At 35.9% G+C, this 15,380-nt stretch carries 14 protein-coding genes and 1 tRNA gene; 5 read left to right on the forward strand and 10 right to left on the reverse strand.

What is annotated here, in order from left to right; all coding sequences use genetic code 11:
* Positions 1-141 precede the first annotated feature (141 nt).
* On the forward strand, positions 142-999 hold the full coding sequence (locus R2R35_RS06685; protein ID WP_317733729.1) for a PHP domain-containing protein: 858 nt from the start codon (positions 142-144) through the stop codon (positions 997-999).
* Positions 1,000-1,028: 29 nt separating this feature from the next.
* Here R2R35_RS06685 and yajC read toward each other — a convergent pair whose 3' ends face one another.
* Together yajC and tgt are read right to left on the reverse strand one after the other, a co-directional pair.
* Complete coding sequence (gene yajC, locus R2R35_RS06690; RefSeq protein ID WP_317733730.1) at positions 1,029-1,355, reverse strand: preprotein translocase subunit YajC; 327 nt, start codon at positions 1,353-1,355, stop codon at positions 1,029-1,031.
* Between the two features lie 45 nt (positions 1,356-1,400).
* Positions 1,401-2,537, reverse strand: a complete 1,137-nt coding sequence (gene tgt, locus R2R35_RS06695; protein ID WP_317733731.1) for a tRNA guanosine(34) transglycosylase Tgt — start codon at positions 2,535-2,537, stop codon at positions 1,401-1,403.
* 472 nt (positions 2,538-3,009) lie between these two features.
* Between tgt and R2R35_RS06700 the strand changes: the two genes are divergently transcribed.
* Together R2R35_RS06700 and R2R35_RS06705 are read left to right on the forward strand one after the other, a co-directional pair.
* The gene (locus R2R35_RS06700) at positions 3,010-5,508 is read left to right on the forward strand and encodes an EAL domain-containing protein (protein ID WP_317733732.1); all 2,499 of its coding nucleotides are present in this window, start codon (positions 3,010-3,012) and stop codon (positions 5,506-5,508) included.
* Positions 5,509-5,579: 71 nt separating this feature from the next.
* Positions 5,580-5,650: transfer RNA gene (locus tag R2R35_RS06705), tRNA-Trp, on the forward strand.
* Positions 5,651-6,177: 527 nt separating this feature from the next.
* Here the strand turns inward: R2R35_RS06705 and R2R35_RS06710 are convergent.
* Both R2R35_RS06710 and R2R35_RS06715 read right to left on the reverse strand, forming a co-directional pair.
* Positions 6,178-6,849: a hypothetical protein gene (locus tag R2R35_RS06710; RefSeq protein ID WP_317733733.1), complete on the reverse strand. Its 672-nt coding sequence runs from the start codon at positions 6,847-6,849 to the stop codon at positions 6,178-6,180.
* A gap of 71 nt (positions 6,850-6,920) precedes the next feature.
* Positions 6,921-7,454 (reverse strand): hypothetical protein, encoded by a 534-nt coding sequence (locus tag R2R35_RS06715; RefSeq protein WP_317733734.1) that lies wholly within the window; start codon positions 7,452-7,454, stop codon positions 6,921-6,923.
* A 380-nt stretch (positions 7,455-7,834) separates the two neighbouring features.
* Here R2R35_RS06715 and R2R35_RS06720 point away from each other — a divergent pair, with 380 nt between their 5' ends.
* Positions 7,835-8,731 (forward strand): hypothetical protein, encoded by an 897-nt coding sequence (locus R2R35_RS06720; RefSeq protein WP_317733735.1) that lies wholly within the window; start codon positions 7,835-7,837, stop codon positions 8,729-8,731.
* A gap of 251 nt (positions 8,732-8,982) precedes the next feature.
* Here R2R35_RS06720 and R2R35_RS06725 read toward each other — a convergent pair whose 3' ends face one another.
* The 3 genes from R2R35_RS06725 to R2R35_RS06735 form a co-directional block, all read right to left on the reverse strand.
* Positions 8,983-9,237 carry a phage holin family protein gene (locus R2R35_RS06725; RefSeq protein ID WP_317733736.1) on the reverse strand — a complete coding sequence of 85 codons (255 nt, stop codon included), beginning with the start codon at positions 9,235-9,237 and terminating at the stop codon, positions 8,983-8,985.
* A 486-nt stretch (positions 9,238-9,723) separates the two neighbouring features.
* Complete coding sequence (locus R2R35_RS06730) at positions 9,724-11,163, reverse strand: MFS transporter (RefSeq protein ID WP_317733737.1); 1,440 nt, start codon at positions 11,161-11,163, stop codon at positions 9,724-9,726.
* Positions 11,164-11,454: 291 nt separating this feature from the next.
* Entirely contained in the window at positions 11,455-11,994 is a 540-nt protein-coding gene (locus tag R2R35_RS06735; protein WP_317733738.1) for a rubrerythrin family protein, read from the reverse strand.
* 164 nt (positions 11,995-12,158) lie between these two features.
* Between R2R35_RS06735 and R2R35_RS06740 the strand changes: the two genes are divergently transcribed.
* Entirely contained in the window at positions 12,159-12,311 is a 153-nt protein-coding gene (locus R2R35_RS06740; protein ID WP_197032632.1) for a hypothetical protein, read from the forward strand.
* A 204-nt stretch (positions 12,312-12,515) separates the two neighbouring features.
* On the opposite strand, the gene R2R35_RS06745 is transcribed toward R2R35_RS06740, so the two are convergent.
* The 3 genes from R2R35_RS06745 to R2R35_RS06755 all read right to left on the reverse strand — a co-directional run bounded on the left by R2R35_RS06745 (position 12,516) and on the right by R2R35_RS06755 (position 15,267).
* Positions 12,516-13,223, reverse strand: coding sequence for a methyl-accepting chemotaxis protein (locus R2R35_RS06745; protein WP_317733739.1), 708 nt, complete (start codon positions 13,221-13,223; stop codon positions 12,516-12,518).
* A gap of 92 nt (positions 13,224-13,315) precedes the next feature.
* Entirely contained in the window at positions 13,316-14,683 is a 1,368-nt protein-coding gene (radA, locus tag R2R35_RS06750; protein ID WP_317733740.1) for a DNA repair protein RadA, read from the reverse strand.
* 167 nt (positions 14,684-14,850) lie between these two features.
* Positions 14,851-15,267: an endosialidase gene (locus R2R35_RS06755; RefSeq protein WP_317733741.1), complete on the reverse strand. Its 417-nt coding sequence runs from the start codon at positions 15,265-15,267 to the stop codon at positions 14,851-14,853.
* Positions 15,268-15,380: the final 113 nt, after the last annotated feature.

The raw sequence follows: 15,380 nt of genomic DNA on the forward strand, positions 1-15,380 counted from the left end.
TTATTCGGTAACAGATTTAAGATATACAACAACATTTATTAATTCTACTATCTACGATTCTTGTATCTATATAATTTATCATTATTATCTGATGAATGATTCCTTGCGTTTTGACTGGTACTTTATAGAAAGGTTGTTCTTATGAAATATATTGATCTACACGTGCATTCGAATGCTTCGGATGGGACTCTTACTCCGACGGAGGTGGTCAGCCTTGCCGCTTCTTTGTCTTTATCGGCTATTGCTCTTACAGACCATGATACAGTTGCCGGTGTAGCGGAAGCCCAGGCTGCTGCTCTTGCGAAGTCCGATGCTAGTAATCCTTTAAGAATTATTCCAGGCGCAGAAATCTCTGCTGCTTATAATGGCAGGGATATTCATATTCTGGGACTGTTCCTGGATACGAAGAATAATGCTTTGATTAAGACCCTTCACGAGGCTGTTGCCAAAAGGGAAGAACGTAACGAGAAAATGGCAGCCAATTTAAGGGGCGCCGGGATTGATATCACGGTGGATAAGTTAAAGGCAGCAGAAGGTGAAGCTGTTCTGACACGGGCACATTTTGCCAAGTATATGACAGAGCATGGTTTTACCAAATCCAACAAGGATGCTTTTGACAGATTTCTTAATGATTCTTCTCCTTATTATGTGGCCAGGGATTATCTCTCCCCGGAAGCTACAATTGATTTGATTCATGAAGCAGGAGGCCTTGCGGTGCTTGCTCATCCTTTATTGTATAAGTATAATCTAGAGCAGTTGGATGTACTTATTTCTCTTTTAGCTGGTTTTGGGCTTGATGGTATTGAAGCTATTTATTCCTTGAATACCGGTTTTGATGAGGGCATAATCAGACGTTACGCCAATCGTTACAATCTTGCCCTTACTGGGGGTTCTGATTTTCACGGTATGAACAAGCCTGATATTTCTCTGGGCAGCGGTAAAGGTAATTTGAAAATTCCAGAATCACTCCTTGAATCTTTGGAAAAAAGGTTAAAATAAGGGACGCCGTGGCGTCCCTTTGGTGTTCCTTATTCTTTTGAAGCAATTGCTGACTGAGGTTTCTCAACTTCAACGATTGCTGATTTTTTCATAGGTATACGGCAGTTCTTGTTGTTACCAAATTCAACGATAACTACATCTTCCATTACATCAATGATTACACCGTAAAATCCTCCGGTGGTCACTACACTGTCACCGTTTTCCAAGGTTGACATCATAGCGTCCATTTTCTTCTGTTGTTTCTTCTGGGGACGAATCGCCATAAAATAAAAAATTCCCACCATGAAAACGATCCACATTACTAATGTGGCTAAGTTCAAAGCACCGCTTGGTTGTGTTAAAAGTCCGATTTTCATCTTGTTCCTCCTAAATAATATAATTCTTGTGTTAAATATTCCTTCTTAGGCAAGTTCACCCTGGGCGAAACCCTCCAGCTTGTTTTTCTTATATTCTGCGTACCTTTGTTCTTCAATGGCACTGCGGATTTCTTCCATCATATTGTTATAGAAATAAAGATTATGTGTTACCAAAAATCTTAATCCTAACATTTCTTTTGCTTTTAACAGATGTCTGATGTAAGCCCTGCTGTATTGTCTGCAAACAGGACATCCACAGCCTTTTTCAATTGGCGAATCATCCAGTTCGTATTTGGCATTCATCAGATTCATTTTACCGTGATTGGTATATGCATGACCATGTCTTCCGTTTCTTGCAGGATATACACAGTCAAAGAAGTCTACACCTCTTTCTACCGACTCCAAGATATTCTCCGGTGTACCAACACCCATGAGGTAAGTGGGTTTTTCCAACGGAAGGTAAGGTACAGTTTCCTCCAGAATGTAATACATTTCCGAATGGGTTTCTCCAACTGCAAGCCCTCCCAGTGCATAACCGTCAAGATTTAATTCTGATATGGTTTTTGCATGTTCTATACGAATATCCTTATAGGTACCGCCCTGGTTTATTCCAAATAACATCTGCTGCTTATTTATTGTGTCCGGTAAGGTATTAAGTCTGTCCATTTCAGCCTTACAACGTAACAGCCACCTGGTGGTTCTATCCACTGAATTCTGCATGTAACTTCTTTCTGCCGGATGTGGAGGGCATTCGTCAAATGCCATAGCTATGGTTGATGCAAGGTTTGATTGGATTCTCATACTTTCTTCCGGTCCCATAAATATCTTACGGCCATCAATATGGGAACTAAAATATACGCCTTCCTCTTTTATCTTTCTCAGTCCTGAAAGAGAAAACACCTGAAAGCCTCCTGAATCCGTCAGTATTGGTTTATCCCATACCATGAATTTATGAAGTCCTCCAAGTTTCTTGATTACCTCATCACCGGTTCTGACATGAAGATGATAAGTATTGGACAATTCCACCTGGGTTTTAATCTCTTGAAGATCCTGGGTTGACACCGCACCTTTAATAGCTGCTACCGTTCCAACATTCATAAAAACAGGGGTCTGAATGGTGCCATGAACGGTGTGGAATTCTCCACGCTTGGCTCTTCCGTCTCTTCTTAATAACTTGTACATTTTACTCTCCGATCTGTTCATTCCCTGGGTATATTACAGAATACAGTATTCTGCTAATTCTTGCCCCACCCGTGTTCGCCTGCAAAACAAACGACGCACACTACTGGTACAAGTATACCTGTTACAGGAAGCTTTTTCAACTAAAATTTATAGTATTGTTACCAATTTTATTGCTTTTTTTCTGTATATTTGTTAATATGTTAAATAATTACATATAAATCCGTTTATCATAAAATCCACTCTACATCTTTGCAGAACACTTATCGCAGTTTAATAATCAGTATCTTTGCATGCATGCTCTTTCCCGACAATATTATTTCACCTATCTATTACAACAAGAACCAGCTGGACTGAAGGTGCTAAGCAGCTGGACTTCATGCAAAGCAATACCCACAATTAACTATGTGTAAATATAAATCCTAAATTAAAACATTTTAAACTAAAAATAAAATACACATGAAAGAAGACCATTATGTCTATTCGAAATAATTTACGGATTACTTTATTTATATTAGCCATCCTTCCAATCATCCTCCTGTCTGTACTTTCCTATCATCTAATGACCGGAAAACTGATCAGGACAGAAAAAGCGGACCTTGAGCAACGAGCTGTAACCGGACAACAGGGCCTCCAGATATTTCTTAGCGGTAAACAGTCAGAGACCAGCCTTCTTGCTACAGAAAGTGATATTTACGATTATGCCCTTGCCCTGTCCTCTGATTCCGTTAGGAAAAATGAAGAAAACATTCTCTATGACAACGCTATGGATTTATTAATCCGTCAGAGTAATACTATGCCCTATTATCAGAACATTCAAATATTCAATACGGATAATACTGTTGTACTAAGTACAGAAAAACAAAGAATCAGCACAAGATTATCCGATAACCTTACATTATCCTATATGAAAGCTACTGGTAATCCAGCCTGCGGTATCAGCGGCATCCTTAAGAAAAAGCAGGAGAATGGCTCCAGTCAGTACTTCATTGAAATCGGATCTCCCATAAAATGCCGTACAAATACGAAAATAATTCTGGGTTATCTGGTTAGTACCTTGAACCTGCAAAGCCTCAATGACTATATGAGTACTTTGTCCTCCGGCAGAAAGGATTACGCCTTTTGCCTGGATAAATACGGTAATTATATCTATCATCCTGACAACAGGTATATCGGTACTAATATCAAGGATGATCAGCTGGGCAGACTTGTAACAGAGTTCTACAGTGGTAAGGTGAATGCCTCCGGGAATTTTCAGTATGTCTTTGAAGCGACAGATAACATCTACGGCTATAGCATTTTAAAAAATACCGGCTGGGTCATTATCACGAAGCAGGAGGCAGGAAATGTAACCGGTCTTGCAAGGATTATCTTATATATTTTCCTGATTGGTATAATCGGCTGCTCCCTGTTTATATATCTCGCAGGCAATCGTATAGCTGATATTTACACAGAACCCATTATGGAAATCAAAAATACGCTGCGTATTGCTTCCGAAGGTAACCTAAAAGCACAGAGTAATATAAAATCTAAGAATGAATTTGGTGAACTTTCCAGAAATTTAAATAAAATGCTGCATATTGTCAGAAACAGCTACAACGAACTCTCTGCCATGCACGAAGAGCTTATTACCAAAGAAGAGCAATTGAGACTGAATTATAATCACATTGAGTATCTTGCCTATCACGATGTTTTAACGAACCTCCCGAACAAGATGGCCTTTATTGAAAGAGTTAATCAGACCATTGCATCCTCACCGGGGTCAAATAAGCTGCATGCCGTTTATTTTGTGGACCTGGATGATTTTAAAACAGTGAATGATACCTTAGGTCATGAATACGGAGATAATCTGTTATCACAGACAGCCGCCCATCTGCTCTCCCTTACCTCCGGAGACGATATTCTAGCCAGGGCCGGCGGAGATGAATTCCTTCTCTTTCGCGAGAATCTGGACAGTGATACAGAGGCTCTGGATTTTGCGGCCTCGGTTATTGAATCACTAAAAACTCCTTTTCGTATTAACAATGAGTCCATCTATGTATCCATGAGCATTGGAATTGCTTTATATCCCAAAAACGGGCTTACTCATACCACACTGATTAAAAATGCTGATATTGCCATGTACAAATCAAAAGATACCGGTAAAAACAAATATACACTTTTTGATGTGACCATGGAGGAAGAATTAAACCGCAGTTCCCTTATTACAGAGGTTTTACGCCATGCCATTGCCAATGAAGAGATCTATGTAGTATATCAGCCTCAATATAATATTCGCAAAGAAACGATGACAGGCTTCGAGGCACTTATGCGTATCCGCAACCAGAAACTGGGTGAACTAAAACCTGTGGAATTTATACCGATAGCAGAAGAAAGTGGCATGATTACAGAACTTGGGGAGTGGATTCTAAAAGAAGCTTGTACCTTTAATAAGATCCTTATTGACCATGGATTTCCCTCGCTTATTGTATCTGTCAACATCTCCAGTGTCCAGTTAAGTAAAGCAGATTTTATCGACGTGGTTCGCAATATTCTAGCAGAAACCGGACTTCCTGCCTGCAATCTGGAGCTGGAAGTAACCGAAAGTACTTTGGTATCTTCTCTTACAAATGCCTCTGTACAATTATCCTCTCTGCAGGACTTGGGCGTACGAATATCACTGGATGATTTCGGAACCGGTTATTCCTCCTTGAATTATCTGACGAATATACCAATTAATACCCTTAAAATGGACAAGTCCTTTGTCAATAACATCAGCAGCAATGAAAAAGATGCACAGATAGCTTCCGGAATCATCCATCTGGCTCACAGCATGAAGCTTGAGGTTATCGCAGAAGGTGTTGAGAGGACTGAACAATTGGAGGCTTTAAAGAAAAATAAATGCGATATTATTCAGGGATTTATTTACAGCAAGCCACTTTTACCCCATATTTTATTTGAAACTTTGACACCTTGTCCAATAAGTAATATTTAATAAAAAATTCTTGACAATTGACACAATTTATTGTATTCTATATTAGCAGTCGCGACAAGCGGCTGAGCCTTAGGGGATTGGTCAAATGGTATGACAAGGGTCTCCAAAACCTTTAGCGGGAGTTCGATTCTCTCATCCCCTGTAAACACTATCAGATAATGGTAGTGTTTTTTTTGTTGTGTATATCAGTGTTTTACGGTTATAACCCAGCTTGACAATTTCAGCAACGAAACCAGAACATATTTTTTTATATCTTTTTGTACACTTCATATAGGAAAAACTGATTCATCTTAATATCAAATGCAGACTGAAATTTCGTATCATATCCAACTGAATATGAACATAAAATTTTCCATTGTCCTACTACTATCAGTATGTCCCTACCCTTTCCCAGATGAATGTCGTAATCCATGAATTATTGCATTTTTGTTAATGCTTATCTCTTTAGCTATCCTCTTTAAACATTTCGTAAGTCCCTGTTTTGCAGATAGTTACTATTTCGATTATATACACAATACTATTGGAATAATTAATTTTGTGAGCCTCTTGAAAGTTCTTGATTTATTTCTCAAATCTATCTTTTCCATTACTATCTCTGATTATTTTTCACATCAAAAAAGCACCCTCCGAGTTAAGAGTGCCTGAGTATTATTTTTATATCAAGTTTTTTTATTTAATTTGATTTTTTATACTGTTTATAATAATCGCATAATTCTCATTAATAATATCTATCTTGGTTAAAATATTAGCCTTATCATTTGGTTGATTATACGTTATAAACTGTTTCATTCTTTTTATTGAATCTCTACAAGTTATAAATACATCTAATAAAAATTGCGGATTCATCTCTTGTAAAAAATCTGTATAAGGTTCTCTTTTTTTATTATTAATTTCAAACATTCTCTTATCTTTCATGGCTTGAATAGCTAAGTCATAATAGAATAATGACTCATTCAGATATATATTTCTTATTGTTGAATTTTGACAGTTTTTTATTGCTTTTTGCTCCAAACTTATTCCTAATATTATATCATTTAGAATCTTCTGATAAAAAAATTTCTTTAATTCTAATCTATCTTTATGATTCTTTTTATTATCTCTGATACTTTTCAAAAATTTTATGCATTTTACACTCAAAAATATTACAACGAAAATTAAAATAGATACTAAAATGTAATTTATAAAAACCATGACTAATTTATCTAATAATTTATTTGACATTTCAGTCTCATCATTGATTATATTAGTTAAAAATACAGCTATTAAAGCTTCTAGGAAAACATATATTGCATTAATAATTCTTTCACCATATGTTTTACCTAAGTCTTTTAATTCATTCACAACTTCGATAGATGAAGCTTCATAACTTTTATTTAGTTTATAAAATTTAGGTGCTCCGATAAAATCATCTCCTAATCTATATAACTTATTATATTATTGTTTCTCCATTTATCTAGTAAATCTTTAAATATTTTCTGTTTTCTAGTGACACTCCCATCTAAATATTTAACAACATTAGCATATTGAAAATATAGCATGTTCATTAATCTTTCTAATTCTTCTTCTGTAAATATTCTTTCCTTTGCTATTCTCCATAATATTTCATTGCTATGTATTCGTTCCAATAGTGCATCAAATATTATGGCCATATCAGTATGTGTTATAACAGGAACTTTTACCCAAGTCTCAGAAAAGACCCTAAAAATATGTCTTGGTATTTCAACTTTCCTACATTCTAGGATTTTTTTAATATGTTTCTCACCTATATTTCTATAATGATGATCAGTCTTACCCGCTTCCTCATCATAAATAGTTAGAAAAATTTCATAGTTATCTCTATCTTGACAAGAATAATATATACCTAAAAGCTCAAACATCTTTCCTATACCGTTAATACCATATAGTTCTCTCAAGTCTGTATCTGATAATTTACTAAATAAATACATAATATGCTCCTCCAATTCATTAGTATAATAATCCATTATATACCATTTTAATACAATTGAAAAGAGCATTAATATAATTTAAATTATATTAGTATTATATATAACATCATAATAGATATTATATTATTAGTGTAAAATTCATGTAATATAGGGAATATTTCAATCTCTCACTTTATGATAAATATTTTTTATAGCAAATCCACATTCTTGGCATTCATAAGGAAGATTATACTCTCCATCTTATCTTTTTACATGAAAAAGCGCTTAAAAGTTTTGAACATCGCCGGCGTTTTTCTTATATAATAGAATTTTTCTCATTTTTGTGATAGACTGACTCTATTCGATGATGAAATAGTTAAACATAAATTATGGAGGTGCATATGGTTAAAATTATTGATACTTATTCGCAAATCAATTCATTATTTGAAAATGAAGCTTTCAGTTTAAATAAATGGGAAATATATATAAATTCGATTTTTGATAACTCTGCCCATATTTTCAAGGATGACATAAAAGAATATCTTGATAGCGGGACATATACTTACGAAAAAGATTTTTTTCCAATAATTAATGCTGTGTATAAAAATCCTTCTTTCGAATGTTTACATAACTCTTTTACAAAAGTGACAGAAAATTTGAATGCAAGAATCATCAAATGCTTTGGCAATGAGTTGGAGGTTGATATTGTACTTTATCTTGGTCTTTGCAATGCTGCCGGATGGGTAACTAATATCAATGGAAAAGATACCGTTTTGTTAGGTGTAGAAAAGATAATCGAGCTGAATTGGCAAGGTATAGAATCAATGTATGGTCTTATCTATCATGAATTAGGTCATGTATATCAAAAACAACATGGCATTTTAGACCAATATTGTGATGACAAGAAACAATATTTTGTGTGGAAATTATTCACAGAGGGTATTGCCATGTATTTTGAACAGCTGCTGGTTCATGACCTTAATTTCTATCATCAGGATGGAAAGGGCGGATGGAAGGAATGGTGCGATAATCATTTTCAACAAATAGTAATGGATTTCAATCATGATTTACCGACTATGGACAAATTAAACCAGAGATATTTTGGAGACTGGGTAAATTATCATGATCATGGAGATGTAGGTTATTACCTTGGAACGAAGTTTGTTCATTATCTTATTAAGAAATATAATTTTACTTTATTAATTAATTTAAAGCTTGAAGATATTTACAAATTATATTTGGCTTTTGTACAAGAACAACAAGGAATAATACACAAAGAAAATTTAACTTTATTGTGAACTCTACCATTTTTAATTTATTGTGAGCTCCACCCACAATCCAGTGGGGTTTTTGTGTGCAACCACCAGGGTCAGTGCTTTTTTATCGTCCCTGTATCCAAGTGTATTTTTTCGTATTTATGAATTACAAAAGAAGCCCTTTGTTATTCCTAACAGAAGGCTTCTTTTTGCTGTATTCTTAACTTTATTCATTTATTTCTTTCGCATTCTCTTACTTGTACTCTTACCGCTGCTCTTTGCTATCAGCGCAGTCACTTTTTGTTCTTTATATTTCGAAGGAGTTCAAATGCTCCGGTGCTGGCAAGACCACTTGCCAATCCTCCCAATAAGATTTCCGGAGAGAACGTCCATTTATTCATCCACATATTTAGTATAATACCTATTACCCCCATTATTAAAGGTATAAATTTATTGGGAATTACAGTTATGCTGTGTTTAATAATATACCCAAGGCAGTAACAGATACCAACAATAATCAATATTACATATTGATTTAAGAATTCCATATTTCTCTCCGTTCCTGGGCTAAACATATTTTAAGCTGGATGCTGGTAACAATATCATGTCAAATGACCATAATACTTTTGCATATATACCTCCATTACCTCCATCACTTAAAATATCGGTTTCAAGACAGTTATGATCCGATAATAAGAAGCTGCTATCGAACAGCCTGTTTCTAAACTATTCAATAGCAGTTCTTCTACTATTATATTCAATTCTTTTGTCATATTTACTCATTTTTTGTTATTCAAAAACGATATCTGTTATTTCCTTCATTTTCCTGTGCATTTAATAATGTGTATTGAATGCTGTGTATTATATTCCGTATATTGAATGCTGTATATTGTATTCCGTGTATTGAATGCTGTGTATTGTATTCTGTGTATTGTATTCCGTGTATTGAATGCTGTGTATTGAATGCTGTGTATTGTATTCTGTGTATTGTATTCTATATATCGAATGCTTTATGTTGAATCCTTTTCAACTTCTTAAACAGATACCCTTCCATCCTGTCTGTTCGTATCGATTTTCTCTGTTTCAATCTGAAACTTAATATAAACAGAGCAGCCAATCAGTATAAGAAAACCTAACACATTTAGTATCTGCTGGGGATATATATAAAGTCCATTAATTGTAACCGAATGCCCTTCAAGAAAATTAAGAAGTCTTCCGCCCACTACCGAGACTAAAAATCCCAGTGCACCAGACAAAGAGGATACTAAGGATAACCATATCATTCTCTTTTCGTTCTTAAAGAAGTCCAACTGTACTCCGAATAAACCTATACCTACAAAGGCCCAGGCCGTTGAGGATAACAGTGCTCCCAGGATATGAAAGGGATAGGCATTTGCCGGTACTGTAAAAGCTATCGCTAAGAGGTTTAAACCCAGTATTGCCAGGCTATAGCGCAGAATTTTTGCCATACCGTATTTGTCCGCCATTCTGCCAATCTTAGGCGTTATATAGATACGGTATAGATTACAGAAAAATCCCACCAGCATCATAAAGGTATAAGGAAGCTTTAATACATTTACCTGATAACTGGCTATAAAAGGTATGGATATATAAAAGCCTGTTATATAAAGGCTCTGAAGTATTAATGCTTTGCGAAATTTTTTATCCCTAAAGGCTTCTGCCAGCTCAGGAAGGAGTTTCCCTTTCTCTGTCTTATGCGTTACCGGGTTTGTTTCCTTTGCTCTTTTGACAAGCCTGCCGTGCATTTCCTTACCTTCGGTATTCAGATAGGATACACGGGGCTCCTTCATTTTAGACATCGCTATGACATTGATAATAACCAGCACTAAAATAAGAATTCCTAACACCAGAAATCCCATGCGAATGCTTTTTGATTTAAAAAAGTCAAATATAACACCTGCAATTAGCATAGTACCAGACACAACAAATACAGCTACTGAGTCTTTAATTGAAAAATATTTTCCTCTCAGCCTGCTTGGTACCAGGCTGGCAATCCAGTCCTGGGAAGCAGGTGTTCCTATCTGTACAAATATCTGTGCCAGAAAATAGAACAATACAATCAATAGTGCTTTCAGTTCATCACTTATTGGTAAAAAAGGTACAAAATATATAACAGAAAATAAAACTCTAAAAAAAGAGGTAAAGCATACAAGAAATTTATATTTCTTTATGCGCCCCATATACTGGATTAAAAATATCTGTGCTATGGCAGCCAAACTTGCTAAGGAAGTAATAATACCAATGTTGGCATCAGAAATATTACAATAGGTCATTAAGGTAGCTATAAAGGTTCCACCGGCTAATTGGACAATTGTCTGAGCAGCACTATCCCCGATCGTAAAATTTACTCTGCTTTTTTTATAGTCCGCTTTATTTTCCGGAAGTGCCATAAAGTATATCCTGCGCAGCTTTGCAAGCAGATATTGATTGAAAAATTTTATATTATGTGACATTAAGAATGAAGCCCTCCAAAGCCCATTGTTTTCTGATTAGTAGTAACAGAACACAATTATAGCTTAGGCGAACACATATGTAAATTGATTTCATTTACCAATAGATATACTTCTTTTGTGTTTTCTTATATATTTTCTGATATTTTTTCAAATTTATTCCTTATTTTATTACTGCATATTTACCAGTTGTTTTTATTATCCCTTTTTATTTTCTTGTCATCCTACTCAATTTTGATTTTTCTGCATATTCCAAATACACTTATTCCAATAAGAAGTAGTTGCTATACTTCTTTATACATTGGTATCATATACCTGATAATAGCCTTGAGGGAAACCACAGATTGGGCATATAGCAGGTGCACAAACACCACCCAGAATATTTCCACAGTTTATACAAATCCATAATACCTGACTTCTTTTACAAAATACCTCATTGTTTTCAATATCATTGGCAAAGTTCTCAAAAATCACCTCATGATTCAGCTCAATATTAGCAACGCCATTAAAAAGCGCTTCTATCTGGATATATCCTTCTTCTCTGGCAGTTTCTGCATATTGTCTATAGGTATCGTTTCCTTTCGCTTCTTCTGATGCAGCTGCCAGTCTAAGATTCTCCAGAGTGCTTGGCATTGTTCCCTGATTGATTAATTGAAGCCAGATGGTGGCATGCTCTCTTTCAAATCCGGCAATTATATCAAATACATTACCGATTTGGATATAACCATCCTGTCTTGCTTTAATTCCATCTATCCGATATCTTGTACTGCTCATAAGTTCACCCTCAAAAGCACGCTGCAAGTTCATAAACGTTCTGCTTTGTGTAAAATCCATTGTTTTTCCTTCTTTCTCCGGTATATTACTAAATAATATGTATTTTCCAATGCAAATATGTGACTGGATAATTTTTATCAATTAGTAAATGCATATTTTTTATAAATCAGGAGATAATGTTTTTGGAAGTGAAATGGAGCAAATCCGGAAAAGAGGTTGTCATTATGTCATATGTTGCACCAGCAATTAAAGATAGGTTTGAATCCCTGCCCATAGAACTAAAGGATTCGATTTTAAAAAGAAATGTCACATTGAATAATATACAGGATTTAATACAGGTTCTAGAGCAGATCGTAGCAGAAGGAGAAAGAGCATAACAGCTCTTTCTCCTTCTGTTTTGTCATATATTCCAGCCTTGTGTTTGTCTTTGTATTAGACTCTATTTCTGTCTTGTTTTTGTCTTTTGTCTTGTTTTTGTCTTTTGTCTTGTTTTTATCTTAGTTTTAGACCTATTTCAGTCTTTTTAGTATTGTTTTAAACTCTATTATACTTTTTTTAATGAATTGCTATAGTTCATATTTTCAGTTCATCTGTTCCTTTAACTCAATGAGCATCTGCAGAGTATCTTTTACATTATCAGTGATATCTCTCTGATAGGCGATTTCATGTTCAACGTTTCTGGAAACATCATTTGATATATAGGCTGCTTCAAGAATTTTTTGAAATACCTTCTTAACGTCACTTACCATATCATTTTGCTTCTTTACGATATCATAGATATTGTCCATGGCTTTCACGGTCTCTGTAACAAAGGATTGTATGGATGCAATGGTTTCTGAGATTTCTTTCGATGATTTCGCTGATTGGGAGGCTAGATTTCTGACCTCACCGGCTACTACTGCAAATCCCTTTCCCTGCTCGCCGGCCCTGGCTGCTTCTATGGATGCATTTAAGGATAACATATTGGTTTTATTGGAGATACCGCCAATCACTTCTGCAAATCCTACGATCATATTTGACAGGTTCTTCATTTGATTCATATTTTGGGAAGAGTTCTCTACCACTTCATTCAACGATTTAATTCTGTCCAATAAGTCATCTACACAGGTTATACCATCTTTTACAAGGTTTAAGGATGTATCTGAGCTGTTAATTGCATCAAATGCATTCTTTTCAACTTTTAATTGGGAGGTATCAAGATTTTTTACTATCTCACCTATACTCTTAATAAACTCATCTTGCTTCGCCAATAATCTGTCAATTTCTGCGCAGTCTTTCATACAATCCATATCAATAACCAACCTTTCTCACAGCCTGCATCTAGGAGCCACAGGCACTATTTTGCATGTGAAATATCATTTGCATCACACAATTACCTCGTTTATAAGGAGCTTCCCTGTGAAAATAACCTGTTCAATTCTCTGATATTTTTTACGCCAATCAGCTTCATGCTTGTTTTTTTAATGGAATCAGCATTTGTCTTAGGAAGGATACAGACCTTAAAGCCCATTTTTTCCGCTTCTGCCACCCTTTGGTCTGCCATACTGACACCTCTTACTTCGCCGGTAAGACCAATCTCACCAAAGCAGATGGTATGACTGTCCAAAGCAAGATTGCGGTAACTTGATAATATGGCAAGAACTATACCCAAATCCAATGCAGGTTCATTGATCCTCATTCCGCCGGCAACATTGACATAAGCATCCATGGATGCCATCTGAAGCCCGATTCTTTTCTCAAGCACTGCCATCAGGAGGTTTACCCTGTTGTAATCCGTACCTGCTGCCGTACGTCTTGGCATATTAAAATTCGTCTGGCAGACTAACGCCTGCACTTCTACCAGTATAGGTCTTGTCCCCTCCATGGAAGCTGCGACTACAGAGCCTGGTTCATCCTCAGGTTTTCCTTGAAGCATGTATTCCGAAGGATTTGTTACCTCTCTGAGTCCCTGGTCCATCATCTCAAAGACACCGATTTCATTGGTTGAACCAAATCGATTCTTTACACCACGAAGAATTCTGTAAGAAGCTTTATTCTCTCCTTCAAAATACAGCACAGTATCCACCATATGCTCTAATACTCTGGGGCCTGCTACCACTCCTTCTTTGGTTACATGACCTACAATAAATATTGATATATTAAGGCCTTTCGCCATATGCATCAGCACACTAGTTGTTTCTCTTACCTGGCTTACACTGCCCGGTGCTGCACCAATCTCTTCTTTATACATGGTCTGGATAGAATCGATAATTACAATCTCAGGTTTATTTTTATTTATGATTACTTCAATATTGTCAAGATTCGTCTCGCTTAAGAGAAGTAATTCTCCTTTAAATATACCAAGCCTGTCTGCCCTCATCTTAATCTGATGAAGGGATTCCTCACCTGATATATACAAAACTCTATGCTGTTTATCGGTTAATTCTTTACAAATCTGAAGTAGCAGGGTAGATTTTCCTATTCCGGGGTCTCCTCCTACCAGTACCAAAGAGCCGACTACGATACCCCCGCCTAAAACTCTGTCCATTTCCTGCAGTCCTGTTGTCACCCTGTTATTTTCCGTTGCGCTTACAGCGGATAACAGCTGAGGTTCCGTAAGAATTCCGGTACTTCTGCTTTTTTCACCTTTCTTTAATGGCGGTTCTTCTGCAAAAGTATCCCAGGTCTTGCAGGCAGGGCACTGTCCCATCCATTTTGAACTCTCATATCCGCATTCCGTACAAAAGAATACATTCTTTGATTTGGCCATACAATCCTCCCATTGCGATTACACACACTTTCATACTGATTGGAAATTGTGTATGGAATTAAGGGGATTTCTTACACAATTGCCTTTATTTTACATCCCAAATTGTAACAAAGGAGAGGAATTATCCTCTCCTTTCCAATATTCTTGCTATTCATATTACTTTTTCATTAACTCTTTACTATTTTTACCTCAGCTTTACCACTATTGGTACCCAGCTCCACGCTAAAATTCAGTTTACCGCCAAGATTCGTCTTCACCTTACCTAAGTTGGTATCATCAATATAGATCTTATATTCCTTCTCTGCTTCCAGTTCAAGAGTTATCTGAGAATCCTCATAACCTTCTACTGTAAAACTGATTTCTCTTTCGGTAATATTCATCTCATTTACAGAGGTTCCAGGTACTGATTCGTACACGATCATACCGTTCTTCTCTAATTTTGTAATTTCCTTAAAGGTCTTAACTTTATACAAATCGCCATTATGTTCGAAATCATTGACCTTGGATTTCTCGCTTAATTCATAATTTCCGAAACTTATTGTCCCATTGCTTTCTTTACGAATTAACTCTTTTACAATTGACATGTAAAAATCCTCCCAATAGATAAATGCTTGCTTTTTCCTTTAGTCATATATGCTAATCATCTGGAGAAGGAAGTGCTGCCTTCCTTCTCCGCTTAATGTTACGCTTTATGATT

The organism is Anaerocolumna sp. AGMB13020, from assembly GCF_033100115.1.
Lineage (GTDB): Bacteria > Bacillota > Clostridia > Lachnospirales > Lachnospiraceae > Anaerocolumna.

Bases quoted from the DNA above. Each gene is read 5' to 3' on its own strand.
- R2R35_RS06725 (WP_317733736.1), bottom strand. From the start codon at position 9,237: ATGGAATTCTTAAATCAATATGTAATATTGATTATTGTTGGTATCTGT.
- R2R35_RS06735 (WP_317733738.1), bottom strand. From the start codon at position 11,994: ATGGATTTTACACAAAGCAGAACGTTTATGAACTTGCAGCGTGCTTTT.
- R2R35_RS06715 (WP_317733734.1), bottom strand. From the start codon at position 7,454: ATGTATTTATTTAGTAAATTATCAGATACAGACTTGAGAGAACTATAT.
- tgt (WP_317733731.1), bottom strand. From the start codon at position 2,537: ATGTACAAGTTATTAAGAAGAGACGGAAGAGCCAAGCGTGGAGAATTC.
- radA (WP_317733740.1), bottom strand. From the start codon at position 14,683: ATGGCCAAATCAAAGAATGTATTCTTTTGTACGGAATGCGGATATGAG.
- R2R35_RS06730 (WP_317733737.1), bottom strand. From the start codon at position 11,163: ATGTCACATAATATAAAATTTTTCAATCAATATCTGCTTGCAAAGCTG.
- yajC (WP_317733730.1), bottom strand. From the start codon at position 1,355: ATGAAAATCGGACTTTTAACACAACCAAGCGGTGCTTTGAACTTAGCC.
- R2R35_RS06745 (WP_317733739.1), bottom strand. From the start codon at position 13,223: ATGGATTGTATGAAAGACTGCGCAGAAATTGACAGATTATTGGCGAAG.
- R2R35_RS06700 (WP_317733732.1), top strand. From the start codon at position 3,010: ATGTCTATTCGAAATAATTTACGGATTACTTTATTTATATTAGCCATC.
- R2R35_RS06755 (WP_317733741.1), bottom strand. From the start codon at position 15,267: ATGTCAATTGTAAAAGAGTTAATTCGTAAAGAAAGCAATGGGACAATA.
- R2R35_RS06685 (WP_317733729.1), top strand. From the start codon at position 142: ATGAAATATATTGATCTACACGTGCATTCGAATGCTTCGGATGGGACT.
- R2R35_RS06740 (WP_197032632.1), top strand. From the start codon at position 12,159: ATGTCATATGTTGCACCAGCAATTAAAGATAGGTTTGAATCCCTGCCC.
- R2R35_RS06720 (WP_317733735.1), top strand. From the start codon at position 7,835: ATGGTTAAAATTATTGATACTTATTCGCAAATCAATTCATTATTTGAA.